The following is a 24,578-nucleotide window of genomic DNA, read 5'->3' on the forward strand; positions in this document are numbered from 1 at the left end:
TCGCTTACAGACCGTGAGCCATGGCTTTATCGATCAGCCAGTTCAGCGATGGGCCACGGTCGCTGGTCACTTCTACCGGACGGCCGGCGTAGGTGCTGTCCAGCGGTGCATCAGGTTTGATCTGCACGCGGATGTCGGAGGACAGGTCGGCGCTGTTCAGGCTGGTGCTGCTGACGATGGTGCCGGTGCGCACTTGTTCTTCGTCGGCGACCTGGAAGGTCACCGGCGTGCCTGGGCGTACGTCACCGAACTGGCGATAGGTGAAGCGCGCTTCCACGTTGGCCTGGCTGCCGCGTGGCACCAATTGGAAGATCACATCGCCCTTGCTGGCGTACTGGCCGTCGGCGACCAGTTGCTGGGCGACCACGCAGTCGCACGGCGAGGTCAGGGTGCCGGTCATTTGCTTGCCGAACAGTTCTTCAACCTTGGCCGGTTGCAGCTGGTCTTCATCCAGATGGCCCTTGAGCACATCAAGCATGCTGGTGCTGAACGTCGCCAACGGTGCGCCTTTGGCGGCAACCGCGTCACCTTTGAGCAGGCTTTGCACGGTGCCGTCGCGCGGCATGGTTACGTTCATGCCGGGTACGCTGACGAGGCCGGCCTGGGCGTGGCTGACGAAGTACATGCCGTAGATGGATTTGAACACGAACCCGAACGCGGCCAGGCCGACCAGGAAGATCGCCAGGCTGAACGTCACGGCGCGCAGCCGGCCGAAGAAGCTCATGCCACTGCCGCCGTCCTTGACCTTGCGTGCCTTGGTGAAGTTGTCGCGTTGCAGGGTCGCCAGCACGTCGCCCATGGTCACGATGTCGCCGGACAAGTGCGAGGTGATCAGGTGGCGCAGGGTGGAAATATCCTGGGCGTCGAGGTTCTGGAACTGGCACCCGGTACGGCCGCTCTGGCGGTCGTAGGAGCGGATCTGCAGCTCCACGTCCATCGCCAGGCCGAGGTTATCGATCACGAACTGCAGGCGGCCCTTATGCACTTGGCCGACGGTGAGCGGCTGGGTGGCGGTGAACGCCAGGCCGCCGGCGGACAGGTCGATCACCCGTGCTTCGGTCGGCGTGCGGTCGCTGTTGAAGAAGCGCAGCTTGGCCGGGATTTTGACCCGGGCATGCTGGCGCTGGGCTTCGGATTCGTGGACAACGTTGGCGTTTACTTGGCTGTTCATAATGTTCTAGTTCCTAGTTAATTCAGGCTTGGCAGGGTCAGACCATCATCAGCAACACGGCAACGAAGATGCTGCCGGCGGAGAAGGTCATGGTCCGAGACGACCAGGTGTTGAACCAACGTTGAAAGCTGGCCAAATCGCGGGTCAGTTTGGTGTCCTGGCGGGTCCAGGACTGTTGATCAAGGCGGAAGAACACGTAGATCTTCACCAGTGCGCCCATGATCTGGTTGTAATAGAGAATCAGCGGGTAGGCCGGGCCGATCTTGTGCCCGGAGCACGACAGCAGCAGCGTGAGGATCAGGCGGGTGATGCCGATCCACAGCAGGTACGCGAGGATGAACGCGCCGCCGTACTTGAAGGTGGCGATGATTGCCACGGTCAGGCCGAGCAGGGAGGTCCACATCGACACGCGCTGGTCAAACAGCACCACGCTGGTGAACAGACCCAGGCGGCTTACGCCCAGGCCCAGTGCACGGGAGTTCTGGCGCAGGTTGTTGCCGTACCAGCGGAACATCAGCTTGCGGCTGGCCTTGATAAAGCTCTTTTCCGGCGGGTGTTCCACGGTGTTGATCGCGGCGTCCGGCACGTAGAACGTGTCGTAGCCCAGGCGCATCAGGCTGAACCAGCTGGACTTGTCGTCACCGGTGAGGAACTTGAAACGGCCCAGGCGCCAGTGTTGCAGCGAGTCGCTTTCCACGTCGGCGATAAAGCCCGGGTCGGTGACCACGCTGGCGCGGAACACCGACATGCGACCGGTCATGGTCAGCACGCGCTTGGACAGGGCCATGGAGCACATGTTGATGTGGCGCTGGGCGAAGCGCAGCTTGTGCCATTCGCTCATGATGTAGCCGCCGCGCACTTCGCAGAATTCGTTGGTGGTCAGGCCACCGACGTTGCCGAACAGTTGGAACCACGGCACGGTCTTGCGTACCACGCCTTCGGCGAGCACGGTGTCGCCATCGATCACCGCTACCACGGCGCGGTCATCCGGCAGGTGGCGGGAGATGGCGCGGAAACCGAAGGCCAGGCCGTCGCGCTTGCCGGTACCGGCGATGCGCACGAAGTCGAGCTTGACGTGTTCGGGCGGGTTCATCTTTTCCCAGAGGCTCTTGACCAGCAGCTCATCGGACATTTCCACCAGCGAGCAGACAACGGTGGTGGGGAAGCCGCATTCGATGGCTTCGCGGATCACCGAGCTGTAGACCTGCGCGGTGGTCAGCGCATCGATGCGGAAACTGGTGACCATCAGGAACACGTGGGACGGGTCGGCCGCCTTGCCCAGCTTGCGCACTTTGCGGCGCAGGTGCGGGTACACCACATACAGGAACAGCATGCCGCGAAAGAAATGCGTAGCCCCCATCGAGTAGCGCCAGATACCGACGGCGCCAATCAGGAAAATAAAATTCTTCGACTCGGAGTCGAACGTACTCGCCGGCAATAGCAGGGCGAGACCCATCAGCAGGCTGAGGAAGAACAGCCAGCCGGCGGATTGCAGTAGTACGTGTTTTAACTTGGACATAAGCGTCATCCGAAGGTGAAGAAGGCTTCGCGCTGCACGTGCTGGGGATCAGGCCACGTGCAGCGCGAAACTTGCCGTTGCTGTTACCAGCAAATGCCTTCGGTACGGCCGTTCGCGCTGGTGGCCTTGGACATGAAGCCCACCAGGTCGATCACTTGCTTGCCGTCCGGAGCGTTCTGCGCCAGGGCGCGGAATTTCTCGTCACGGTTGCCCAGGATGATCACGTCGGAGTTGTTGATCACGTCGTCGAAGTCCGAGTTGAGCAGGGACGACACGTGCGGGATCTTGCCTTCGATGTAGTCCTTGTTCGCACCGTGGACACGGGCGTACTCGACGTTGCTGTCGTAGATGCTCAGGTCGAAGCCCTTGCCGATCAGCATTTCCGCCAGTTCCACCAACGGGCTTTCGCGCAGGTCGTCGGTGCCGGCCTTGAAGCTCAGGCCCAGCAGGGCGACTTTGCGTTTGTCGTGGCTGGAGACGATGTCGAAGGCGTTCTGCACCTGGGATTCATTGCTGCGCATCAGCGAGTTGAGCAGCGGCGCTTCCACGTCCAGGGAACTGGCGCGGTAGGTCAGGGCGCGTACGTCCTTGGGCAGGCACGAACCGCCGAACGCGAAGCCTGGGCGCATGTAGTACTGGGACAGGTTGAGGGTCTTGTCCTGGCAGACCACCTCCATCACTTCACGCCCGTCGACGCCGACGGCCTTGGCGATGTTGCCGATCTCGTTGGCGAACGTCACTTTGGTGGCGTGCCATACGTTGCAGGTGTACTTGATCATCTCGGCAACGGCGATGTCCTTGCGGATGATCGGCGCATCGAGTTCTTCGTACAGCGACTGCAAGACATCGCCAGACGCTTTGTCGAATTCACCGATAACGGTCATCGGTGGCAGGTCGTAGTCGGCGATGGCGGTGGATTCACGCAGGAATTCCGGGTTGACCGCGACGCCGAAATCGACGCCGGCTTTCTTGCCGGAGCAGTCTTCGAGGATCGGGATCACCACGTTGGCCACGGTGCCCGGCAGTACGGTGCTGCGTACCACCACGGTGTGGCGGGTGGCTTTGTCACGCAGGACAAAACCGATCTCGCGGCACACGGCTTCGATGTAATTGAGTTCCAGGTCGCCGTTTTTCTTGCTTGGCGTGCCGACGCAGATCATCGACAGGTCGGTATCGCGGATGGCTTCGGCGAAGTTGGTCGTGCCACGCAGTCGACCGGTTGCGATGCCTTGGTTCAACAGTTCGCCCAGACCCGGTTCAACGATCGGCGATTTGCCGGCATTGATCAGGTCGATCTTTTCCTTGGAGATGTCTACGCCGACCACGTCGTGGCCACGGGCAGACAGGCAACCGGCACAGACTGCGCCAACGTAACCCAAACCAAATATGCTGATGCGCATCGCATTTACCTCGTTGTCATTGAAGACGGTGTTAATTGTGCCAATAGATGGCCGGAGTTCATGTTTGCAAGCGTCACTAATGCCACGGAAGTTGGGCGAATAGACGCCGACTTACCGCGTACAGGCATGTTTAATAGTGAGTGACTAACTATTGCACTCAAGTTGTGCGCAACGTGGCCTTGTTATTGGGGCTTGCCCTCAAATGCAGCCAGTCTTCCGGGGGGAAGGATCTGACGCCGGCGCCGTAGAGCCTTGATAGAGGCGGTTAGCCCTTGGATATCAATCTCTTAAGCGTTGGCACCGACACATTTGGGTAAGCGCTGCCTTGGCCTATAGGGGATAGCAAATCATCCTTATCGCCGCCCTCAACTCATCTCAATTGATGATATGACCCGTGAGTCAAAGTTGATGAGGCAACTTTGCTACTTCATTGGGTCGGTATGTAAGTCATCTCTTACAGGAACAGAGAATTTCGTTACCGGTGGTATGAGCAGTGGTTTTGGGTGAAGTTCCTGGCCGCTCATCCTGTTTGCCGAAATTTTTTGAAATATTGGAATAGATGGCACTGGTACTATATTGATAGCACTTGCTATTTGAGCCAGTAGTTACAGGTAGTTGGCGCGATGGGATAGTTTTGTGCCACTACTGATTGAAAAAAGTGGTGCCACTACGAAAAAAAACGACGAATGTCGAGTGAAAGAATTGTTAGAGTTGCTTCATGATGTTTTTTGACGCCAAATTAATGACGCTTGTGATGTGAAATGCAATCAAAAATGTGGGAGGGGCTTGCTCCCTCCACATTTGATCTTCTGTGTCTGTCTCGCCTTATTCCGGTGCGTGATCGCGCAAAAACACCAGGTTATCCGGCTTGGACTGCTCCGCATTGAAGCGATAGCCCTGCACATCGAACTGCTTGAGCCTGGCCGGATCGTTGATGCGCTCTTGGATCACGAACCGGCTCATCATGCCGCGGGCTTTTTTGGCGTAGAAACTGATGATCTTGTACTGGCCGTTCTTGAGGTCCTTGAACTCGGTGTTGATGATCCGCGCGTTCAGGGCTGTGCGCTTGACCGCCGAGAAGTACTCGTTGGAGGCGAGGTTGAGCAGCACGTCATCGCCTTGCTCGGCCAGCGCTTCGTTGAGCCACTCGCTGATGCGGGTGCCCCAGAACGCGTACAAGTCCTTGCCACGCGCATTTGCCAGTTTGGTGCCCATTTCCAGGCGGTACGGCATCATCAGGTCCAGAGGGCGCAGCAGGCCGTACAGGCCCGAGAGCATGCGCAGGTGGTCCTGGGCGTAGCTGAAATCGGCGTCGTCGAAGGTTTCGGCGTTGAGACCGGTGTACACGTCGCCCTTGAAGGCGAGCAGCGCCTGCTTGGCATTCTCAGGGGTGAAGGCTGGGGTCCAGCTGCCGAAACGCGCGGCGTTGAGGCCACCGATCTTGTCGGACACGTGCATCAGCTCGCTGATTTGCGCCGGGCTCAGCGCGCGCAACTGTTCGATCAACTCTTGGGAGTGGTCGAGGTATTGCGGCTGGGTGAAGCGCGGGGTTACCGGCTTTGACTCGAAATCGAGGGTCTTGGCGGGGGAAATCACCATCAGCATGAAGTCGTCTCCTGTAATCGTGGGCGCGATTCTAGGGGCTGGGGCGTTTTGACTCCACCTATGATGGCGATAGGTACGATCCGCTATGATGGCCGGTAACTATGGAAAGGAAGACCCCGTGTGCGATTAGCGCTTTTATTGTCGGCTTGTTTGCTATGTGTCACCGCCCAAGCGGCGCCGGTGGACATCGCCAGCCTGGACCGCGACACCTGGCCCGAAAAACTCAGCAGCCCGGCGCTGTTCGATGTGGCTTCGCGCGCGGAAATCCTGATGTTCTCCCGCAGCCTGCTGGCCAGTGAAGCCCTGGATGAGGCGGCGCTCAAGCAGCGCCTGGGCTTGAAGATCATCAACCTGGCCGCCATCGACGACCTGCGTCGCCAGCTCTGGCAGCGCCTGCTGGAGAACTACACGGCCGCCCAACAGAGCTGCGAGGAGGATGCCTCGTTCTGCTACCTGGTGGAAAACATGGACGACCTGCGCGAGGAGGCCGGCAAGTTCGAGGTCAGCGCAGATTCCTTCTATATAGGCTGGGCCGCTCCCAGCCACGCTTTCCATGCGCGCTACCTGGACGAACTGCTGCGCAAGGCCGCGCTGTTCCCGCAGATCAGCAGCGAAGTCGCGCGCTTTGGCGACCATGAGCGCAATGGTGATGAATTCAACGACCGCCTGTTCCTGCTGACTTTTGACGGCGGCCCGGCGCCGGTGAGCGGCAATACCGACTGGCTTGTCGACTATTTGCGCAAACAAAAGCTGAGCGCCACGTTCTTCGCCCTCGGCAGCAGCCTGCAAGCCCGCGTGGAGCGCAGTTCCGCCGCCGAGGTGGAGACGTTGTACCAGGGTCAGTGCGTCGGCACCCAGGGCTGGCAATACCGCTCACACAGCCATTGGGTGGACTGGCAAAGTTCGATCACCCGCAGCGCCGCGCTGGTGCAGAACCTGATGCCGGAAAACTATGTGCCGCTGTTCCGCCCGCCTTATGGTCAGCGCCGGGCGGACAGCCAGGGATTCTTCCAGTCGCAGGGTGTGCAGGTAGCGTTGTGGGACATCGATTCCCAGGACGAGCCGGGCAAGCTCAAGGCCGAAGAGTCGGCGCAACGGGTGCTGACGCTGATGCTGTTGTGGCGCAAAGGGGTGATTGTGTTTCACGACACCCAGGACAAGGCGCGGGTGGCATTGCCGCTGTTGTTGCAGGCAACGGCGCAGAGTGGCCTGGGGTGGCAGGACTGCCGCGAGGCATTTCGTTGAGGTGCCCGGCCCTGTTGGGGTTGGGGTGTTTTCGGGGCAATTTTCTGCGACATTTCGATACAGGCCGACTTCCGACTTTAACGGGGTGCATGGTACTCGGCTAGTGCTATTCGTCATCCTGAAAAATAAACTTCAAAAAAGCGTCAAAGTGCTTTTTCCTGTCATGGGTTTTGCGGTATTACGAAGTCAGACCGCCGAAACCTGCAACACAGGTGGCGTCTTACAAGACTCCTCATGTGGGCACTGCGCTTGACGTCACTCAAGGTGCAGTCGGTGGTCGAATCGAGGCGCAGCACCGCCCAGGTATTGCGTCGAATGGCTCCCACAAAGGTGACCGAGTATGGATGATCATGGACGTAACCCTTCTTCCGACCAGCCAATCCTTTATGTGCTTGATACCAATGTACTGATCCACGATCCAAACGCACTGCTGAACTTTGAAGAACACCACGTCGCCATCCCGATGATCGTGCTTGAGGAGCTCGACAAACTCAAAAGCGGGCACCACAGCGTCGCCGCCGAATGCCGCCAGGCCATTCGCCTGATCGACAAGACCCTGGGTGAAGCGTCGCCTGAAGATGTTGAGGTCGGCGTGCCGATCCAGCGCGGTAAAAGCGGACCCAAAGGCTTGCTGTCGATTCTGATGAGCAAGCGCGGCGAGCCCAACAGCCTGCTCCCGGAAAACCTCAACGACAACAAAATCATCAACCAATTGATCGACCTGCACGCACGCGACAAGGACCTGCGCCTGGTGCTGGTGACCAAAGACATCAATATGCGCCTCAAGGCACGAGCGTGTGGGATCGCTGCCGAGGACTACAGTACCGACCAACTGGTCGACGACGTGTCGATGCTGTCGCGTGGGTATCACACGGTGACAGGCTCGTTCTGGGACCTCGTCAGCAAGGTCGAAACCCGTCAGGACCATGGCCGCACCTGGCACCAGGTACAGTTGATCGACAACCTGCCGGCCGTGCATATCAATGAGTTCATCATCGACGAACAGGGCTTCGTGGGCTGGATCAAAGAAATCCAGGTCGACAAGCTGCTGATCCTCGACCTGCATCAGGAACCCCTGTTGCACCAGGAAGCCTGGGGCCTGAAACCGCGTGATGTCTACCAGAGCCTGGCGCTGTATGCGCTGCTCGATCCGGACATTCACCTGGTCAACCTGACCGGCGCCGCAGGCTCGGGTAAAACCATCCTCGCCCTGGCGGCCGCCATCGAACAGACCATGGTGACCAAGCGCTATCGCCGCATCATCGCCACCCGCAGCGTGCAGGGCCTGGACCAGGAAATCGGTTTCCTGCCCGGCACCGAAGCGGAAAAAATGGAGCCGTGGCTGGGGGCGATCACCGACAACCTCGAAGCCTTGCACATGGATGACGAAAACACCCATGGCAGCGTCGACTACATCCTCAGCAAAGTACCGTTGCAGTTCAAATCCCTCAACTACATTCGAGGTCGCAGCTTCCAGCAGAGCCTGATACTGATCGATGAATGCCAGAACCTCACGCCGCACCAGATGAAAACCATCATCACCCGTGCCGGCGCCGGTTCCAAAGTGGTGTGCCTGGGCAACCTGGCGCAGATCGACACGCCTTACCTGTCCGCGACCAGCTCCGGGCTGACCTACCTGACGGAACGCTTCAAGGATTTCCCGAACGGCGTGCATATTGCGCTGCAAGGGGTGCCTCGCTCGATTCTGGCTGAATACGCCGAATCCCATCTCTGACCTTAAATACAGACTGAAACGGGCGACCCTGGGTCGCCCGTTGTGTTATCAGGCCATTTAGGTGCTGGGCGTAAAACGCTTTGGCGCGATCGGGAGCGTCCACGTACAGTGCGGTCTCAATGATTCGTTTGAGTTGAGGCATGGCTTGCTCCTTGTTGAAGAGTTGCTCCCTGAGATGGAATTCACAGCATGGTCACGGTTCTACTACGCAATATCGATTTGAATCTGTTGGTGGTGCTTGATGCGCTGCTCACCGAAAAGCACGTTACCCGTACCGGCGCGCGCCTGCATTTGAGCCAGCCGGCTATCAGCCACTCCCTGAGCAAGTTGCGGGTGCTGCTCGATGATCCGATCCTGATTCGCGAGGGCAACGAGGTTGTGCTCAGTGCTCTGGCCCAGAATATTCAGACGCCGCTGCGGGAGATTCTCAGCGGGATCGAGACGCTGTTTGGCAAGTCCATAGAATTTGACGCCGCCAGCTCCCAGCGTACGTTCCAGCTGGCGATGTCGGATTATGGCGCGGCGATTATCTTGCCCAAGTTGCTGGTGCGACTGCGCAGCGAGGCGCCGAACACGACCCTGGTGGTCACCCAGGGCAGTCGGCATGCGATGTTCGAACAAGTGGCACAGGGCAAGATCGACCTGGCCCTGGGAGTGTTTCCCAGCCTGACGACCGACGTGTCGATGGAGGTGTTGTTCGAGGAGAGTTTTTCCTGTCTGCTGGACCGGCGCACGCTGCCCAAGGACGGTGTGCTGGACTTGGAGAGCTACCTGGAGCGCCCCCATATCCAGGTGTCCATGGACGGTGGCGCCAATGGCGAGGTCGACAGCCTGCTGCGTGCCGAAGGCATGCGCCGACGGATCGCCGTCAGTGTGCCGCACTGGCGCACGGCGCCGAGCCTGCTGCACCACACCGATCTGATTCTCACCGTGGCGACACGTACCCTGGAAGACACCTTGCTTAACCCGGACCTGGTGCAACTGTCGCCACCGTTCAACATTCCGCGCTTTCCGTTTGTGCAGATCTGGCACCAGCGTTTCCGTGACGATCCGGCACATGCCTGGTTGCGCGAACAGGTCAAGCAAGTGGTGGCTCATACCGTGCAGGTCGACTGATCCGGTCGCAGGTGCAAGTTCTGACCGCCCATTGGCTCGTCATGAGCTCACCTCTAAGTTAATGACTGACTAGTTGACGTTCACGTGCGCGTGGTAATTAGAAAACCGCCTATAACGACGACAGCGCCGACCACTTTGTTTATATTCAGAGATTGTTTTGGGAAGCCCATCAGGCCGAAATAGTCAATGGCTATTGATACAACCAATTGTCCTACCAGTACCGCCATGATGAAGTTGAGCGCACCCAGTCGGGGCGCCATTAACAAGGCGACGGTAATATAAAATACGCCGGCGACTCCGCCCATCCAGATCCACCAGGGGCCCTCTTGGATGGCTGCAAGATTGGGACGCGGGGCTTTCGTCACAATAATGATGAGAATAAGAACCGCCAGGCTGACCAATAATGAAACTGCGGTCGCCCACAAAGGGTGGCCCAGCAGATTACCCAGTTTGGCGTTAGTCCCGGCTTGCAGGGGAACGGCGAAGCCGGCGAATAAACTGAGCAGGATGAAAGGCAGTAAGGTCATGACGTCTACGTTCCGATTTTTTTAAAGTTTTACGGTGGTTGGTTTGACGGCGCCAATTCTTTGTTCTGATGGCGCGTATTCGCCACACTGATCGGGCAATTAGCTATTAGTGAGCAAGCAATCAAGCGTGCGCGATCTTGAGTGGCGGGTTTACAATCGCGGCTCAAGATCAGGAGTATCGCTGTGCTGACTCATCTCGATTCCCAAGGCCGCGCCCATATGGTCGACGTCACCGACAAGTCCGTGACGTTCCGTGAGGCGGTGGCCGAAGCGCGGGTGCGCATGTTGCCCGAAACCCTGCAAATGATTGTCGACGGCGCCCACCCCAAGGGTGACGTGTTTGCCGTGGCTCGCATTGCCGGGATCCAGGCCGCGAAAAAAACCAGTGACCTGATCCCCTTGTGTCATCCGCTGATGTTGACGGGCGTCAAGGTCGAACTCAGTGCCGAGGGCGCAGACTCTGTGCATATCGTCGCGCGCTGCAAGCTCTCCGGGCAGACCGGTGTGGAGATGGAAGCATTGACCGCTGCCAGTGTCGCGGCGCTGACCATCTACGACATGTGCAAGGCGGTGGATCGCGGCATGACCATCGAAACCATCCGCCTGCTGGAGAAACTCGGCGGTAAAAGTGGGCATTTCAAGGTGCAGGAGCAATGAGTATCAACGTACTGTTTTTTGCGCGCTACGCCGAAGCGGTGGGCTTTGATTCGCTGGAAATGGAAGGCGACTTCGCAACTGTCGACGCGGTGCGCCTGGCATTGGCCACTGATCCGGAGTTCGCAGTGCTCAACGAAGCGAGCCTGATGTGCGCGCGCAACGAGGAGCTGTGCAGCCTCGATGAACCGGTGCAGGCCGGCGATGAAGTGGCGTTTTTCCCGCCCGTGACCGGAGGCTGAACATGGCCATCCGTGTGCAGGTCGAGGCGTTTGACCCCGGCGCCGAAGTCAACGCGATGCACGCGGCCAATGTGGGCGTGGGCGCGGTGGTGAGTTTTGTCGGCTATGTGCGCGACTTCAATGACGGTCGCGATGTGTCAGGGATGTTCCTTGAACACTACCCCGGCATGACCGAAAAGGCCCTGGCCAAGATCGCCGTGGAAGCCGAGCAGCGCTGGCCGTTGCTCAAGCTGGAGGTGCTGCACCGCGTCGGCGCGCTGGAGCCGGGCGAACCGATCGTGTTTGTCGCGGCTGCCAGCGCCCATCGTCAGGCGGCGTTCGATGCCTGTGCGTTTGTGATGGACTATTTGAAGACGCGGGCGCCGTTCTGGAAGAAGGAAAATACCAGCGAGGGGCCGCGTTGGGTTGAGGGGCGCGACAGCGACCACGCTGCTGCTGATCGCTGGAAATAGCACCGCCCCTCCCACATTTTTACCGCATTCAGGCCTTAAGGGCGTTTGCGTTCTACGGCCCGCAACAGATGCGTCGGCGGCGTTTCGCAGCTGATCTTGCGCCCCAGCAGCGTCTCGATCGAGGGCAACTGGTACGAGTCATCTTCCCCGGCAAAGCTGATCGATACACCCGCGGCGCCCGCACGACCGGTACGGCCAATGCGGTGCACGTAGTCGTCCGGTACTTCCGGCAGGGTGAAGTTGATCACGTGGCTGATGCCGTCGATGTGAATCCCGCGCCCGGCCACGTCGGTGGCCACCAGCACGCGAATCTTGCCTTCGCGAAAGCCTTCCAGGGTCTTGATGCGCTTGTGCTGCGGCACATCGCCCGACAATTGCGCGGCATTGACGCCATCGCGCACCAGGCGCTCTTCGATGCGGCGCACTTCGTCCTTGCGGTTGGCGAACACCATCACGCGTTCCCAGCCGTTGTCGTTGATCAGGTTGTAAAGCAGCTTGTACTTGTCCGCGCCGGCCACCGCATAGATGTGCTGTTCGACGTTTTCACTGGCGACGTTCAGCGCTTCGATCTCGACGATGGACGGGTCGGTGGTCCACTGCTTGGCGAGGTTCATCACGTCTTCGGTGAAGGTTGCGGAGAACAGCAGGGTCTGGCGCTCGGCCTTCGGCGGAGTCTGGCGAATGATCTGGCGTACCTGTGGGATAAAGCCCATGTCGAGCATGCGGTCGGCTTCGTCCAGTACCATCACTTCGACCATGTCCAGATGCACGTCGCCGCGTTGGTTGAAGTCCAGCAGGCGGCCCGGGGTCGCCACCAGGATGTCGCAGTGACGGGCTTCGAGGTGCTTGAGCTGCTTGTCGAAATCCATGCCACCGACGAACGTCATCACGTTGAGGCCGGTGTACTTGGTCAGGTCGGCGGCGTCCTTGGCGATCTGCACCACCAGCTCCCGGGTCGGGGCGATAATCAGCGCGCGCGGTTCACCCATGTAGCGTTCTTTGGGTGGCGGCGTCTGCAACAGCTGGGTGATGATCGAGATCAGGAACGCGGCGGTCTTGCCCGTGCCGGTCTGGGCGCGGCCGATGGCGTCTTTGCCGGCCAGGGTGAAACCCAGCACCTGCGCCTGGATCGGCGTGCAGTAAGGGAACCCCAGGTCCTGAATGGCGTGCATCAGTTCCGGGGCCAGCTTGAAATCATGGAAGCGGGTCTTGCCTTCCTGGGGCTCGACGACGAAGTCTTCGAGTTTCCACGGGATAACGACGGGTTTCGGTGCTCGTTCGCGGCGCGGCTTGGGCGCGGGTGCGGCTTGAACCTCGGCAGGTGTCGCCGGCTCGGGTGACGTCACTGGCAGTGTCGTCGGCTGGGCGACAGCTGCGGTCCGGCCTGGCTGTTGACCGTCAGTGCGGTTGCCGGACGCGGGAGTGGGAGCACTGGAATCAGGCGCGAGCGGCTCAGCTTCGTGTTTGCCGAACATCTTCTTGAGTGCTTTGAGCACGGTGATCTCATTAATTGGTTAAGGAATGTACGCCGGCCAGTGTAATGCAAGAATCGGGCGCGGCGTAGTGCGTCTGTCATACAGCTACATAAACGCGGGTTTCAGCGCAGGCGCTCGGCCAACCAGGTGCCGATATCGCGTATCTCCTCGGGTAACACTTCGTGGCCCATTGGGTATTCCTGCCATGTCACGGTGACACCACGGCTCTTCAAATGCTCGTAGGCCGTGCGGCCCATGGCGTTCTGCACCACATCGTCGTACTGGCCGTGCAGGCACAGCGTTGGAATGCGCTGCTGGCTGGCCGATAAGTCCAGCTCATTATCGAAGGTGGGCGCGTAGGTGGAGAGGGCAATGACGCCACCCAATGGACCTTCCCAATTCATAAACGCAGTGTGGAAGACCACGGCGCCGCCCTGGGAAAACCCCGCGAGAAAAATTCGCGAAGCGTCTATTCCGGTTCTCTTCTGGGTCTCGATCAAATCCGTAAGGGTCTTGGCCGACACTTCCAGCTCTTCCAGGCTGATCGAACGTGCCGGGCTCATGGCCTTGATGTCGTACCAACTCGGCATCTCGTAACCGCCATTGATGGTTACCGGACGGGTCGGTGCCTGGGGCAAAACGAAGCGGGTGCTCAGCAGGGTTTCCTGCAGGGCCTCGGCCACCGGCAGGAAATCGTAGCGATCGGCACCCAGGCCATGCAGCCAGATGACGCAGGCGTCTGCGGGCTTGGCGGGCTGAAGAATCAAGGGTTCGGTCATGTCTGCTCCATAAATGTGCGTGCGCTCCGATTAAGTGCGACGGAACGGTGCGTGCGGTGTTGATCTGTTACGAGAATGTCGCAAGGTTGAATCTTTTCCTCTTGACCTTAGGCTGAATCGACTCGGCCGCCACTCTGGTACGGGCCTTGCTATGTGTTGGTCGATGTCAGAACTATCCACAGACGGTAACACTATCAGTGACTGTCGTTTGTGGGATAGCCGCTGGAATTATTGCGACAGCCTCATGCCGCTTGACCCTAAAAAAAGCCAACACGGGTCAATATCGCCTCATAAGGGTGCGCTGAGGTTCGAGCTCCGACACAACAAGAGCAAAACTGGAGGTTTGAATGAAGGTATTGAAATCCACCCTGGCCATCGTTTGCGCGGCTGCTGTACTGGGTGTCAGTGGTTTCGCCCAAGCCGGCGCCACCCTGGACGCCGTGCAGAAGAAAGGCTTTGTGCAATGTGGCGTGAGTGACGGCCTGCCGGGTTTCTCGGTACCGGATGCCAGCGGCAAGATCCTGGGGATCGACGCTGACGTATGCCGCGCTGTCGCCGCTGCCGTGTTCGGCGACGCGACCAAGGTCAAGTTCAGCCAGTTGAACGCCAAGGAGCGTTTCACCGCGCTTCAGTCGGGCGAAGTCGACATCCTGTCCCGTAACACCACCATGACCAGCTCCCGCGACGCCGGCATGGGCTTGAAATTCCCGGGCTTCATTACCTACTACGACGGCATCGGTTTCCTGGTTAACAACAAGCTGGGCGTGAAAAGTGCCAAGGAACTGGACGGCGCTACTATCTGCATCCAGGCCGGCACCACCACCGAGCTGAACGTTTCCGACTACTTCCGTGGCAACGGTCTGAAATACACCCCGATCACCTTCGACACCTCCGACGAAAGCGCCAAGTCGCTGGAATCCGGTCGTTGCGACGTGCTGACCTCCGACAAGTCCCAGCTGTTCGCCCAGCGCAGCAAGCTGGCTTCGCCGAAGGACTACGTGGTACTGCCGGAAACCATTTCCAAGGAGCCCCTGGGCCCGGTCGTGCGTAATGGCGACGACGAGTGGCTGGCTATCGTGCGCTGGGTAGGCTACGCCATGCTCAACGCTGAAGAAGCGGGTATCACCTCGAAAAACGTTGAAGCTGAAGCCAAGTCCACCAAGAACCCGGACGTTGCACGTCTGCTCGGTGCCGACGGCGAATACGGCAAAGACCTGAAAGTGAAGAAAGACTGGGTCGTACAGATCGTCAAGCAAGTGGGTAACTACGGCGAAGTGTTCGAGCGCAACCTCGGCAAGAGCACTCCGCTGGAAATCGACCGTGGCCTGAACGCGCTGTGGAACAACGGCGGCATTCAATACGCACCGCCTGTGCGCTGATCGCTGATGGTTCTGTCACCCGGTGGGCCAACCGCCGGGTGATGTTCTGTTCCATTCTTTCCGGGGCACTTCATGCAAAATCAAATCGGCGCACCAAAGCAGAAGCTCAGCTTCAGCGATCCCAAAGTGCGTGCGTGGCTCTTCCAGATCATCACGATTGTGGCGGTGGTCTCGCTGGGCTGGTACCTCTTCAACAATACCCAGACCAACCTTCAACACCGGGGCATCACCTCGGGTTTCGACTTTCTCGAGCGCAGTGCCGGCTTCGGCATCGCGCAGCACTTGATCGACTACACCGAATCGGACAGCTACGCCCGCGTCTTCGTGATCGGCCTGCTCAATACCTTGCTGGTGACCTTTATCGGCGTGATCCTGGCAACGCTGCTCGGCTTTATCGTCGGCGTGGCGCGGCTGTCGCCGAACTGGATGATCAACAAGCTGGCGACGGTGTATGTGGAAGTGTTCCGCAACATTCCGCCGCTGCTGCAGATCCTGTTCTGGTATTTCGCGGTGTTCCTGACCATGCCGGGGCCGCGCAACAGCCATAACTTCGGCGATACCTTCTTTGTCAGCAGCCGTGGCCTGAACATGCCGGCGGCGATGGCCGCTGATGGGTTCTGGCCGTTCGTGGCAAGCATCGTGGTTGCCATTGTGGCGATCGTGCTGATGACACGTTGGGCCAACAAACGCTTTGAAGCCACCGGCGTTCCGTTCCATAAATTCTGGGCGGGCCTGGCGCTGTTCATCGTGATCCCGGCACTGTGCGCGTTGATCTTCGGCGTGCCGCTGCACTGGGAAATGCCCAAACTGCAAGGCTTCAACTTTGTCGGCGGCTGGGTGCTTATCCCTGAACTGCTGGCACTGACCCTGGCCCTGACGGTATACACCGCTGCGTTCATCGCTGAAATCGTGCGTTCGGGCATCAAGTCCGTCAGCCACGGCCAGACCGAAGCGGCCCGTTCCCTGGGCCTGCGCAACGGTCCGACGCTGCGCAAGGTCATCATTCCGCAAGCCCTGCGGGTGATCATTCCGCCGCTGACCAGCCAATACCTGAACCTGGCGAAAAACTCGTCGTTGGCCGCCGGTATCGGTTACCCGGAAATGGTTTCGCTGTTTGCCGGCACGGTGCTCAACCAGACCGGCCAGGCCATCGAAGTCATTGCCATCACCATGAGCGTGTACCTGGCGATCAGCATCAGCATTTCCCTGCTGATGAACTGGTACAACAAGCGCATTGCGCTGATCGAGCGGTGAGGAAACGCACATGAGTTCTCATACTTTCAAACCGGATATGCCGCCGCCGAGCAAAGTCTTCGGCCCGGTGGCATGGATGCGCGCCAACCTGTTTTCCAGTTGGCTCAATACCCTGCTGACCTTGCTGTCGATCTACCTGGTGTACCTGGTGGTGCCGCCGATCCTGCATTGGGCCATCCTGGATGCCAACTGGGTGGGCACGACGCGCGCCGATTGCACTAAAGAGGGCGCTTGCTGGGTGTTTATCCAACAGCGCTTCGGGCAGTTCATGTACGGCTACTACCCCGGTGACCTGCGCTGGCGCGTGGACCTCACCGTGTGGCTGGCGATTGTCGGCGTGGCGCCGTTGTTCATCTCGCGCTTTGCGCACAAAGCGATCTACGGCCTGAGCTTCCTGGTGCTGTACCCGATCGTTGCCTACTTCCTGCTGCACGGTGGCGTGTTCGGCCTGGCCAACGTGGCGACCAGCCAATGGGGCGGCCTGATGCTGACCCTGGTGATCGCCACCGTCGGCATCGCCGGCGCCTTGCCGTTGGGCATCGTGCTGGCATTGGGACGGCGTTCGAACATGCCGGCGATTCGTGTGGTCTGTGTGACCTTCATCGAATTCTGGCGCGGCGTGCCGTTGATCACGGTGCTGTTCATGTCCTCGGTGATGCTGCCGCTGTTCCTGCCTGAAGGCATGAACTTCGACAAGCTGCTGCGGGCGCTGATCGGCGTGATCCTGTTCCAGTCGGCCTACGTGGCCGAAGTGGTGCGCGGCGGGTTGCAGGCGATTCCCAAAGGTCAGTACGAAGCGGCTGCGGCAATGGGCCTGGGCTACTGGCGCAGCATGGGCCTGGTGATTCTGCCGCAAGCCCTGAAGCTGGTAATCCCGGGCATCGTCAACACCTTCATTGCGCTGTTCAAGGACACCAGCCTTGTGATCATCATCGGCCTGTTCGACCTGCTCAACAGCGTCAAGCAAGCCGCCGCCGATCCTAAATGGCTGGGCATGGCCACCGAAGGCTACGTGTTCGCCGCCCTGGTGTTCTGGATTTTCTGTTTTGGTATGTCGCGCTATTCCATGCATCTGGAACGCAAGCTCGACACAGGCCACAAGCGTTAGGAGTTCTTTTTATGAGCGAAGCAATCAAACAGCCTGTGAGCCCTGAAGGCATTATCCAGATGCAGGGCGTCAACAAGTGGTACGGCCAGTTCCACGTGTTGAAAGACATCAACCTCAACGTCAAGCAGGGCGAGCGTATCGTGCTGTGCGGCCCGTCGGGTTCGGGCAAGTCCACCACCATCCGCTGCCTCAACCGCCTGGAAGAGCACCAGCAGGGCCGCATCGTGGTCGATGGCGTGGAGCTGACCAACGACCTCAAGCAGATCGAAGCGATCCGCCGTGAAGTCGGCATGGTGTTCCAGCACTTCAACCTGTTCCCGCACCTGACCATCCTGCAGAACTGCACGCTGGCGCCGATGTGGGTGCGCAAGATGCCCAAGCGCAAGGCCGAGGAAATCGCCATGCATTATCTTGAGCGCGTGCGCATTCCGGAGCAGGCCCACAAGTTTCCGGGGCAACTGTCCGGCGGCCAGCAACAGCGCGTGGCGATTGCCCGTGCCTTGTGCATGAAGCCGAAAATCATGCTGTTTGACGAACCGACTTCGGCGCTGGACCCGGAAATGGTCAAGGAAGTACTCGACACCATGATCGGCCTGGCCGAAGACGGCATGACCATGTTGTGCGTGACCCACGAAATGGGCTTCGCGCGCACCGTGGCCAACCGCGTGATCTTCATGGACAAGGGCGAAATCGTCGAGCAGGCGGCGCCGAATGACTTCTTCGACAATCCGCAGAATGATCGGACCAAGTTGTTCTTGAGCCAGATTTTGCATTGATCGATGGATGATGTTTGAAAATAAACCCGGCCTTGGCGCCGGGTTTATTTTTGCGTGCGCCAGGCATGGCGCGTTGCGCGTAAGCGCAACCAGCTTGGCTGTGGTGGCCACGCTGGTGACTTGGAGGTGAAAGTCCTCTACACACCCGGCAAGGGGAAGTGTTAGCCAGAGGCAAGGGTGTCGCGGGTGACTGCGAATCTGAAGGAAGCCCGAGGCAAAATGCTGGCCTGACGAACAGGAAGCGGATAGAGGCGGCGTAGCGGGGTAAGACGGCGCAAATCGTTAAAGCCCAATACTTGCACGGAACGCTACGACGTAGATCCGACAGGCATAAGCAGGAAGGTCGCGCGAATTACCCTGGGAGATCTGTAGGTTTGCCACTGTGCTACCGGGCGTCGAGAGGCGACGGGATGAACCTGCAGAAGTCAGCCGAGGCCGTAGTAAGTGACGAATAACCACGTCATCAAGGGCTGAACAGGTTATGCCGCCGGTAGGCGTCAGAGTCTCGTTGAATACCGAAATGCAGAAATTTCTCCCAGAGAAAACTGTTACTCCGAGTTCCGGACAGTATCCGAGGATGACGGCTGACAGCGCAGAGGTATCGGCGGCGTCTGTGGCGCGGACGAAAGCGGAGCCGGACACGCTGATGGCGCGGGTGCTCGCACCCGTCAACCTCAAGCGTGCGTATCACCGTGTGGTCAGCAACAAGGGCGCGCCGGGTGCCGATGGCATGACGGTCGAGCAATTGGCGGACTACACGAATCAGTATTGGCCGATCCTCAAGGCTCGGTTGCTGGCCGGTGAGTATCACCCGCAAGGTGTACGCGCCGTTGAAATCCCCAAGCCCAAGGGAGGAACGCGACAGCTGGGCATTCCCAGTGTAGTGGACCGCCTGATCCAGCAGGCTTTGCTGCAACAGCTCACACCGATCTTCGACCCTCTGTTCTCGGATTACAGCTACGGCTTTCGTCCGGGCAGAAGCGCTCACCAAGCTATCGAAACAGCTCGCGCCCATGTGGCGGCGGGGAACCGCTGGTGCGTGGAGCTTGATCTTGAGAAGTTCTTTGATCGAGTCAACCACGATGTATTGATGGCCTGCATCGAACGTCAAGTCGAAGACAAGCGAGTGCTCAGGCTGATCCGTCGCTACCTCGAGGCTGGAGTCATGTCGGGTGGGATCGCCAGCCGACGGCAGGAGGGGACGCCGCAAGGCGGTCCGCTCTCGCCGTTGTTGTCGAATATCCTGCTCAACGAACTCGACCGTGAACTGGAACGACGGGGCCACCGCTTTGTACGCTATGCCGACGACGCGAACATTTATGTGCGTAGTCGTCGCGCAGGCGAGCGTGTGCTGGCCGGGGTTGAACGCTTCCTGAATCAACACCTGAAATTGACGTTGAATCAGGAAAAGAGCCGTGTGGCACGGCCCTGGGCTGTGACTACTTGGGTTATGGGATGAGCTGGCACCAACAGCCGAGACTAAGAGTGGCGACGATGAGCCTGGATCGCCTACGCGATCGGCTCAGAGCACTGCTGCGTAAAGCCCGGGGCCACAAGATGGCTAACGTCATTGAGCGGATCAACCCGGTGCTGCGTGGTTGGGCGGGTTACTTCAAGCTCAGCCAGAGCAGGAAACCACTCGAAGAATTGGACGGTTGGGTAAGACGTAAGCTTCGATGTGTCGTCTGGCGTCAATGGAAGCGGCCCTCTACGAGGGCGCGCAACCTGATGCGCCTGGGGATCCATGAAGGACGTGCTTGCACATCAGCGTTCAATGGCAGAGGTCCTTGGTGGAACTCGGGAGCGTCACATATGAATCAGGCGCTGCCGAAGAAACTGTGGAACCAGCTCGGACTGGTCTCGATACTCGATACGATCAACGGCTTATCCGCATGACCTGAACCGCCGTATACGGAACCGTACGTACGGTGGTGTGAGAGGACGGCGGATGTAAATCCGCCTCCTACTCGATCTGCTCAAGAGGCCTTGAGTGCCTCGGGTTCGGTGTTTACGGTATGAGTGAATCCACGCATGTCAGCTCCTTCGGCCAATACCTTGGCGTCGGCGAGTAAATGCGGATATCTATCCAGCAGCCGCATTAACAGTACCAATGGTTTGGGAGGGAGAAGCTCACCGCGCTCATAGCGTGAAAAAGCGTTGTGACCGCCTCCGGATAACAGTTGCACGGTTTCTTTTTGCGTAAGGTGCAGCTTGCGACGGATGCGCTTCATCTCAGAGCCGATCATCCTCCTGGCTGCGTGGATGAGTTCATCACCTGCTTTCGCATGGCGCTCTGAGCTATCTGGGTCATACATGCCGTCGCTGCATGCGTGGCATTCCCAGCCAGAAAGATCATCGACGCGACGTTCCATACCTTTGACGCTGAGGGTCTCGCTCCGCCCCTCGAAGCGAGTCATTCCGTCGAGCGATCCGCAGATAAAGCATTGTTGAGTTTTCATGAGTCGCACTCCTTGAAGGAGATCACCGGTGGGATACCGCCTGAGCGATAAGTAACTTTTATGTAAATCTCCATACCGCGTGAACTGATGTGATACACGTCCTGCCAGATTCTATGGTCTGCATAGGTAGTCATTGATTTGTACAACATGCCCGTTTGCAATTGAAAAATGACGTCTTGCATCTCGTGGATATCAAGGCCGAGTTTCCGTCCGGTGTTCCTTGCGGTTGAGGTAAATGCCTTCTCCCCAAGTCGCCTGACATCAGCCTTGATCACCGCCAGATCGTAATGAGGTGTGTACTTTTCCATAAGACACCTGAGTCCAATAATTACCCTCTAAGGGTAATTTTACCAATCGAAAATACTGCTCCTTTGCCTGCCCAAAACCCTAGCGCCTTGCCTTTGTAGGAGTCTCCGAATAGCCTGTAGGAAAATTCATCCTATGATTGGACGAAAGCGCGAAACCCATGACAGACATCGCCCCTTTGATCAAACGCTCGCTGGTCGATCAGGCTCTGGAGCAACTGCGTCTGCGCATCACCCGAGGTATGTGGGCGGTCGGTGAGCGCTTGCCCACCGAACCCGAGTTGTCCGCCGAGTTGGGCATCAGCCGTAACACCGTGCGCGAGGCCCTGCGCGTGTTGGCGTTTTCCGGGCTGATCGAAGTCCGCCAGGGCGATGGCAGTTACCTGCGTTCGATGACCGACCCGTTGGGCGCGATGCGGGCGTTGTCCCATTGCTCCCTGGCGCAGGCGCAGGAAACGCGGCAGATCCTGGAAGTGGAGGCCATCGGGCTCGCGGCGTTGCGTCGCAGCGATGCGGACCTCGTCGCGTTGCGCCAGGCGCTCAAGGCCAGCGCCGTGCTGTATCACGGTGATCTGGAGGCGTATATCAGCGCCGACCTGGTGTTCCACAAGCGCCTGGTGGACGCTGCGCACAACCCGGCGTTGAGCGAGCTGTACCACTATTTTTCCGCCGTTGTCGGTGCCCAGTTGCGCCAGACCCTGACGGTTTCGCCGCGTCGCCAGGCGGTGTTCGACCTGCATATCGAGTTGCTCGATGCGGTGGAACAACAAGACCCGGAACGCGCCAAATCCCTCTGCCGACAGTTGATCCATGAACCGTGAAACCAAACCTGTACAAGAACTCGATGAGCTGTTGATCGATGCCGAAGCCGACGACGATGCCGTGCAACAGGCGCATCCGCCGGTGCTTCGCCCGTGGTTGTTGTTGCTGGGCCTCGTGCTGGTGGCCCTGAACCTGCGTCCGGCGTTGTCGAGCCTGTCGCCGTTGCTCAGTGAAGTGTCCGACAGCCTGGGCTTGTCGGCCGCCAGGGCCGGTTTGCTGACCACCTTGCCGGTGCTGTGCCTGGGGCTGTTTGCGCCCGCCGCACCGAGGCTGGCGCGACGCTTTGGTGCCGAGCGTGTGGTGCTCGGCATCCTGCTCACGCTGGCCACCGGCATCATCCTGCGCAGTGCGTTCGGCGAAGTGGGGCTGTTCGCCGGCAGTCTGATCGCCGGCGCGAGCATCGGCATTATCGGCGTGTTGCTACCGGGCATCGTCAAGCGTGATTTCGCCCGACAGGCCGGTGCCATGACCGGTGTCTACACCATGGCCCTGTGCCTGGGCGCGGCGCTGGCGGCCGGGGCTTCGGTGCCGCTCAGTGATTATTTTGCTGGCAGTTGGGCGCTGGCCCTGGGGTTCTGGACGGTGCCGGCGCTGCTGGCCGCGTTGTTCTGGCTGCCGCAGGTAGGGCACAGGCATGGGGCGCACCGCGTCGCCTATCGTGTGAAGGGGTTATTGCGCGATCCGCTGGCATGGCAGGTGACCGTGTACATGGGCCTGCAATCCTCCCTGTCCTACATCGTGTTCGGTTGGCTGCCGTCGATCCTGATCGGTCGCGGCCTGAGTGCCACCGAAGCAGGGTTGGCGCTGTCCGGCTCGATCATCGTGCAGTTGTTCAGCTCCCTGTCTGCGCCCTGGTTGGCCACGCGCGGTAAAGACCAGCGCCTGGCCATTGTAGTGGTGATGCTGCTGACGCTGGGCGGCCTGTTCGGTTGCCTGTATGCGCCGCTGGACGGCTTGTGGGGTTGGGCGATCCTGCTGGGGCTGGGCCAGGGCGGTACGTTCAGCCTGGCACTGACCTTGATCGTGTTGCGCTCGCGCGACGCGCATGTTGCGGCCAACCTGTCGAGCATGGCCCAGGGCTTCGGTTACACCCTGGCCTCCATGGGGCCGCTGGCGGTCGGTGTGCTGCATGACTGGACCGGCGGCTGGGGCGCTACCGGCTGGGTCTTCGGCGTGATCGGGCTGGGTGCGATTGTCGCCGGTTGCGGTGCCGGACGTGCGTTGTACGTGGGCGTGACCAGCGAGAAGGTCTAGCGCTACAAATACACCACTTCCAATGTGGCGGAGCCGTCCATGGGCGTCTCCACGCTCAGGTCCAGGTTCTGCCGGGCATTGATCACGGCTTCCAGAGTCAATGTGCTGGTCAGGTTCTGGATTGCCGACGGGCCGGCGTTGCTGCCGGCGACCTCCGTGAAACCCAGCAAACTGCGCGAGCCGATGTCGATCGGGTTGCTGTTGGACGTGCGCCAGGCCAGGCCGCCTGTAGTCGACTCGGTGCCGTAGATCACCGGCAGGGCATCGGCCACGGTTTTCCGAGGGTCGAATTTCACCGAGTACACGCCGATCTTGTTGCCTGCGCTGTCCAGGCCCAGCCCGTAGTAGATCTCGCTGTTGACGTGGGCGGTGCCGTCGCGGTTGTCGCGCATGCGCAGGGCATAGCGGCCAGGGGCGTTGCAACTGACGGTCAAGGTCAGCGACTTGAGCGGCAAGCGCGTGCCGGTCGACTGGTTGAGGTCCTGCCGGGAGATCTTGCCGAAGTCGATCAACCCACCGCCGGACAGCACTGGGGTGCAGGCCATGGGGGTGATCAGGCCGCCGACGGTCAGTTCGACGGTGGAAGCGGCCTGGGCCGATGCACTGGCGGCCAGCCAGGCGACGGTCGCCAAAGCGCTCAATAACGTTTTCATGGGTGTGCGCCTACAGGTAGTGGATGGACAGGGTCACGGAACCGTCGATGGGCATTTCTTCTGCCAGGGGCAGGGTGTTGGACGGAGCAATGGTGGGAGCCAGGTGCAGGTCGGCGTTCAGTTGCTGGAGCGGCGCCGGGGTCAATGAATTGGGGCTCAGCGAGAACGAGGAAAGGTAGTAGTGCGACAGCAGGCTGGTCGGCGCCCAGGTATCGGGTGCGGTCGAACCGATGGGATACCTGCCCGCGCCATCGGCCACGATCGAGGCCAGACTCAACGACAGGTGCCCCAGCTTTATGGTGTCGTTGATCAGCCCCAGGCCAAACCTGAAGGCTTGGTCGCCACTGTCGGAATTGGAGCCGAGGCGGTTATCCCTGGGCGCCAGAGCCAGCAAGGTCGTGGCTTCGCAGATGATCGACAGGTGCAGAGTGTGGGTGGGCAGGTGGGTGGGTTGATCGACATTCAGGTCCTTGGCCGCAATCTTGCCCAGGTCATAGATGCCGCCATTGGACAGGCCGGGTTCGCAGGCACTGGGGGTAATCAGCCCGGTCACGCTGAGGTCGACGGTGGAGGCGGCATGGGCCGTCAAGGCAGCGGTCAGCCCTGTGAGGGCCAGCACTGGCGTCAAAAAAGGTTTCACGTGGATGC

23 protein-coding genes and 1 pseudogene are annotated in these 24,578 nt (G+C 59.6%); 13 read left to right on the plus strand and 11 right to left on the minus strand.

Features of this window, described 5'->3' with window-relative positions:
- Positions 1–4 precede the first annotated feature (4 nt).
- The 4 genes from PSH66_RS05640 to yaaA all read right to left on the minus strand — a co-directional run bounded on the left by PSH66_RS05640 (position 5) and on the right by yaaA (position 5,695).
- Positions 5–1,171: an alginate biosynthesis protein Alg44 gene (locus PSH66_RS05640; RefSeq protein WP_141064050.1), complete on the minus strand. Its 1,167-nt coding sequence runs from the start codon at positions 1,169–1,171 to the stop codon at positions 5–7.
- 37 nt (positions 1,172–1,208) lie between these two features.
- Positions 1,209–2,690, minus strand: a complete 1,482-nt coding sequence (alg8, locus tag PSH66_RS05645) for a mannuronan synthase (RefSeq protein ID WP_181408617.1) — start codon at positions 2,688–2,690, stop codon at positions 1,209–1,211.
- A gap of 83 nt (positions 2,691–2,773) precedes the next feature.
- Positions 2,774–4,090, minus strand: coding sequence for a nucleotide sugar dehydrogenase (locus tag PSH66_RS05650; RefSeq protein WP_305428535.1), 1,317 nt, complete (start codon positions 4,088–4,090; stop codon positions 2,774–2,776).
- A gap of 825 nt (positions 4,091–4,915) precedes the next feature.
- Complete coding sequence (yaaA, locus tag PSH66_RS05655; protein WP_141064051.1) at positions 4,916–5,695, minus strand: peroxide stress protein YaaA; 780 nt, start codon at positions 5,693–5,695, stop codon at positions 4,916–4,918.
- 120 nt (positions 5,696–5,815) lie between these two features.
- Here yaaA and PSH66_RS05660 point away from each other — a divergent pair, with 120 nt between their 5' ends.
- The 3 genes from PSH66_RS05660 to PSH66_RS05670 all read left to right on the plus strand — a co-directional run bounded on the left by PSH66_RS05660 (position 5,816) and on the right by PSH66_RS05670 (position 9,791).
- A complete protein-coding gene (locus PSH66_RS05660) occupies positions 5,816–6,940 on the plus strand; it encodes a polysaccharide deacetylase family protein (RefSeq protein ID WP_305428536.1) in 1,125 nt (374 codons plus the stop codon).
- A gap of 340 nt (positions 6,941–7,280) precedes the next feature.
- Positions 7,281–8,675 (plus strand): PhoH family protein, encoded by a 1,395-nt coding sequence (locus PSH66_RS05665; RefSeq protein ID WP_003171930.1) that lies wholly within the window; start codon positions 7,281–7,283, stop codon positions 8,673–8,675.
- A gap of 189 nt (positions 8,676–8,864) precedes the next feature.
- Complete coding sequence (locus tag PSH66_RS05670; RefSeq protein WP_003171931.1) at positions 8,865–9,791, plus strand: LysR family transcriptional regulator; 927 nt, start codon at positions 8,865–8,867, stop codon at positions 9,789–9,791.
- Between the two features lie 80 nt (positions 9,792–9,871).
- Here the strand turns inward: PSH66_RS05670 and PSH66_RS05675 are convergent, their stop codons facing one another.
- Positions 9,872–10,318, minus strand: a complete 447-nt coding sequence (locus PSH66_RS05675; protein ID WP_003171932.1) for a DMT family transporter — start codon at positions 10,316–10,318, stop codon at positions 9,872–9,874.
- Between the two features lie 183 nt (positions 10,319–10,501).
- On the opposite strand from PSH66_RS05675, the gene moaC reads away from it, so the two are divergent.
- From moaC to moaE, 3 genes are read left to right on the plus strand one after another with little or no spacing between them, the layout of a single operon-like run.
- The gene (gene moaC, locus PSH66_RS05680; RefSeq protein ID WP_305428537.1) at positions 10,502–10,975 is read left to right on the plus strand and encodes a cyclic pyranopterin monophosphate synthase MoaC; all 474 of its coding nucleotides are present in this window, start codon (positions 10,502–10,504) and stop codon (positions 10,973–10,975) included.
- Entirely contained in the window at positions 10,972–11,214 is a 243-nt protein-coding gene (gene moaD / locus PSH66_RS05685; RefSeq protein WP_305428538.1) for a molybdopterin converting factor subunit 1, read from the plus strand. The genes moaC and moaD overlap by 4 nt, the downstream gene beginning before the upstream one ends.
- A gap of 2 nt (positions 11,215–11,216) precedes the next feature.
- Positions 11,217–11,666, plus strand: a complete 450-nt coding sequence (gene moaE / locus PSH66_RS05690; protein WP_305428539.1) for a molybdopterin synthase catalytic subunit MoaE — start codon at positions 11,217–11,219, stop codon at positions 11,664–11,666.
- A 35-nt stretch (positions 11,667–11,701) separates the two neighbouring features.
- On the opposite strand, the gene rhlB is transcribed toward moaE, so the two are convergent.
- Both rhlB and PSH66_RS05700 read right to left on the minus strand, forming a co-directional pair.
- Complete coding sequence (gene rhlB / locus PSH66_RS05695) at positions 11,702–13,168, minus strand: ATP-dependent RNA helicase RhlB (protein WP_176156604.1); 1,467 nt, start codon at positions 13,166–13,168, stop codon at positions 11,702–11,704.
- Positions 13,169–13,263: 95 nt separating this feature from the next.
- Positions 13,264–13,920 carry an alpha/beta hydrolase gene (locus tag PSH66_RS05700; protein ID WP_003171938.1) on the minus strand — a complete coding sequence of 219 codons (657 nt, stop codon included), beginning with the start codon at positions 13,918–13,920 and terminating at the stop codon, positions 13,264–13,266.
- Between the two features lie 347 nt (positions 13,921–14,267).
- Between PSH66_RS05700 and PSH66_RS05705 the strand changes: the two genes are divergently transcribed.
- The 5 genes and pseudogenes from PSH66_RS05705 (at position 14,268) to ltrA (ending at position 20,333) form a co-directional block, all read left to right on the plus strand.
- On the plus strand, positions 14,268–15,299 hold the full coding sequence (locus PSH66_RS05705) for an amino acid ABC transporter substrate-binding protein (RefSeq protein WP_034096005.1): 1,032 nt from the start codon (positions 14,268–14,270) through the stop codon (positions 15,297–15,299).
- 72 nt (positions 15,300–15,371) lie between these two features.
- Positions 15,372–16,553: an amino acid ABC transporter permease gene (locus PSH66_RS05710; protein WP_003171940.1), complete on the plus strand. Its 1,182-nt coding sequence runs from the start codon at positions 15,372–15,374 to the stop codon at positions 16,551–16,553.
- A gap of 10 nt (positions 16,554–16,563) precedes the next feature.
- Positions 16,564–17,661, plus strand: a complete 1,098-nt coding sequence (locus PSH66_RS05715; RefSeq protein WP_003171941.1) for an amino acid ABC transporter permease — start codon at positions 16,564–16,566, stop codon at positions 17,659–17,661.
- Between the two features lie 11 nt (positions 17,662–17,672).
- Complete coding sequence (locus PSH66_RS05720; RefSeq protein WP_003171943.1) at positions 17,673–18,437, plus strand: amino acid ABC transporter ATP-binding protein; 765 nt, start codon at positions 17,673–17,675, stop codon at positions 18,435–18,437.
- A gap of 481 nt (positions 18,438–18,918) precedes the next feature.
- Positions 18,919–20,333, plus strand: a pseudogene (ltrA, locus tag PSH66_RS05725) (group II intron reverse transcriptase/maturase).
- A gap of 80 nt (positions 20,334–20,413) precedes the next feature.
- On the opposite strand, the gene PSH66_RS05730 reads toward ltrA, so the two are convergent.
- On the minus strand, positions 20,414–20,896 hold the full coding sequence (locus tag PSH66_RS05730; protein WP_042944203.1) for a type II toxin-antitoxin system MqsA family antitoxin: 483 nt from the start codon (positions 20,894–20,896) through the stop codon (positions 20,414–20,416).
- Complete coding sequence (locus PSH66_RS05735; protein WP_003171945.1) at positions 20,893–21,204, minus strand: type II toxin-antitoxin system MqsR family toxin; 312 nt, start codon at positions 21,202–21,204, stop codon at positions 20,893–20,895. Before PSH66_RS05735 ends, PSH66_RS05730 begins: the two co-directional genes overlap by 4 nt.
- A gap of 158 nt (positions 21,205–21,362) precedes the next feature.
- On the opposite strand from PSH66_RS05735, the gene PSH66_RS05740 reads away from it, so the two are divergent.
- Positions 21,363–22,022 carry a FadR/GntR family transcriptional regulator gene (locus tag PSH66_RS05740; RefSeq protein ID WP_305428540.1) on the plus strand — a complete coding sequence of 220 codons (660 nt, stop codon included), beginning with the start codon at positions 21,363–21,365 and terminating at the stop codon, positions 22,020–22,022.
- Positions 22,012–23,277: a CynX/NimT family MFS transporter gene (locus tag PSH66_RS05745; protein WP_042944206.1), complete on the plus strand. Its 1,266-nt coding sequence runs from the start codon at positions 22,012–22,014 to the stop codon at positions 23,275–23,277. The genes PSH66_RS05740 and PSH66_RS05745 overlap by 11 nt, the downstream gene beginning before the upstream one ends.
- Before the next feature lie 2 nt (positions 23,278–23,279).
- Here the strand turns inward: PSH66_RS05745 and PSH66_RS05750 are convergent, their stop codons facing one another.
- Together PSH66_RS05750 and PSH66_RS05755 are read right to left on the minus strand one after the other, a co-directional pair.
- The gene (locus PSH66_RS05750; RefSeq protein WP_141064056.1) at positions 23,280–23,930 is read right to left on the minus strand and encodes a DUF1120 domain-containing protein; all 651 of its coding nucleotides are present in this window, start codon (positions 23,928–23,930) and stop codon (positions 23,280–23,282) included.
- A 10-nt stretch (positions 23,931–23,940) separates the two neighbouring features.
- Positions 23,941–24,570, minus strand: coding sequence for a DUF1120 domain-containing protein (locus PSH66_RS05755; RefSeq protein WP_258317830.1), 630 nt, complete (start codon positions 24,568–24,570; stop codon positions 23,941–23,943).
- Positions 24,571–24,578: the final 8 nt, after the last annotated feature.

Origin of the sequence: Pseudomonas sp. FP597, assembly GCF_030687435.1 — a bacterium.
Classification (GTDB): Bacteria; Pseudomonadota; Gammaproteobacteria; order Pseudomonadales; family Pseudomonadaceae; genus Aquipseudomonas; species Aquipseudomonas lactucae.

Excerpts from the sequence above, each read along its gene's own strand:
- PSH66_RS05700 (WP_003171938.1), bottom strand. The coding sequence starts at position 13,920 with ATGACCGAACCCTTGATTCTTCAGCCCGCCAAGCCCGCAGACGCCTGC.
- PSH66_RS05705 (WP_034096005.1), top strand. The coding sequence starts at position 14,268 with ATGAAGGTATTGAAATCCACCCTGGCCATCGTTTGCGCGGCTGCTGTA.
- alg8 (WP_181408617.1), bottom strand. The coding sequence starts at position 2,690 with ATGTCCAAGTTAAAACACGTACTACTGCAATCCGCCGGCTGGCTGTTC.
- PSH66_RS05670 (WP_003171931.1), top strand. The coding sequence starts at position 8,865 with ATGGTCACGGTTCTACTACGCAATATCGATTTGAATCTGTTGGTGGTG.
- moaE (WP_305428539.1), top strand. The coding sequence starts at position 11,217 with ATGGCCATCCGTGTGCAGGTCGAGGCGTTTGACCCCGGCGCCGAAGTC.
- PSH66_RS05735 (WP_003171945.1), bottom strand. The coding sequence starts at position 21,204 with ATGGAAAAGTACACACCTCATTACGATCTGGCGGTGATCAAGGCTGAT.
- moaD (WP_305428538.1), top strand. The coding sequence starts at position 10,972 with ATGAGTATCAACGTACTGTTTTTTGCGCGCTACGCCGAAGCGGTGGGC.
- PSH66_RS05675 (WP_003171932.1), bottom strand. The coding sequence starts at position 10,318 with ATGACCTTACTGCCTTTCATCCTGCTCAGTTTATTCGCCGGCTTCGCC.
- PSH66_RS05665 (WP_003171930.1), top strand. The coding sequence starts at position 7,281 with ATGGATGATCATGGACGTAACCCTTCTTCCGACCAGCCAATCCTTTAT.
- PSH66_RS05715 (WP_003171941.1), top strand. The coding sequence starts at position 16,564 with ATGAGTTCTCATACTTTCAAACCGGATATGCCGCCGCCGAGCAAAGTC.
- PSH66_RS05720 (WP_003171943.1), top strand. The coding sequence starts at position 17,673 with ATGAGCGAAGCAATCAAACAGCCTGTGAGCCCTGAAGGCATTATCCAG.
- PSH66_RS05730 (WP_042944203.1), bottom strand. The coding sequence starts at position 20,896 with ATGAAAACTCAACAATGCTTTATCTGCGGATCGCTCGACGGAATGACT.
- PSH66_RS05640 (WP_141064050.1), bottom strand. The coding sequence starts at position 1,171 with ATGAACAGCCAAGTAAACGCCAACGTTGTCCACGAATCCGAAGCCCAG.
- PSH66_RS05710 (WP_003171940.1), top strand. The coding sequence starts at position 15,372 with ATGCAAAATCAAATCGGCGCACCAAAGCAGAAGCTCAGCTTCAGCGAT.
- yaaA (WP_141064051.1), bottom strand. The coding sequence starts at position 5,695 with ATGCTGATGGTGATTTCCCCCGCCAAGACCCTCGATTTCGAGTCAAAG.
- PSH66_RS05745 (WP_042944206.1), top strand. The coding sequence starts at position 22,012 with ATGAACCGTGAAACCAAACCTGTACAAGAACTCGATGAGCTGTTGATC.
- PSH66_RS05740 (WP_305428540.1), top strand. The coding sequence starts at position 21,363 with ATGACAGACATCGCCCCTTTGATCAAACGCTCGCTGGTCGATCAGGCT.
- PSH66_RS05750 (WP_141064056.1), bottom strand. The coding sequence starts at position 23,930 with ATGAAAACGTTATTGAGCGCTTTGGCGACCGTCGCCTGGCTGGCCGCC.
- PSH66_RS05650 (WP_305428535.1), bottom strand. The coding sequence starts at position 4,090 with ATGCGCATCAGCATATTTGGTTTGGGTTACGTTGGCGCAGTCTGTGCC.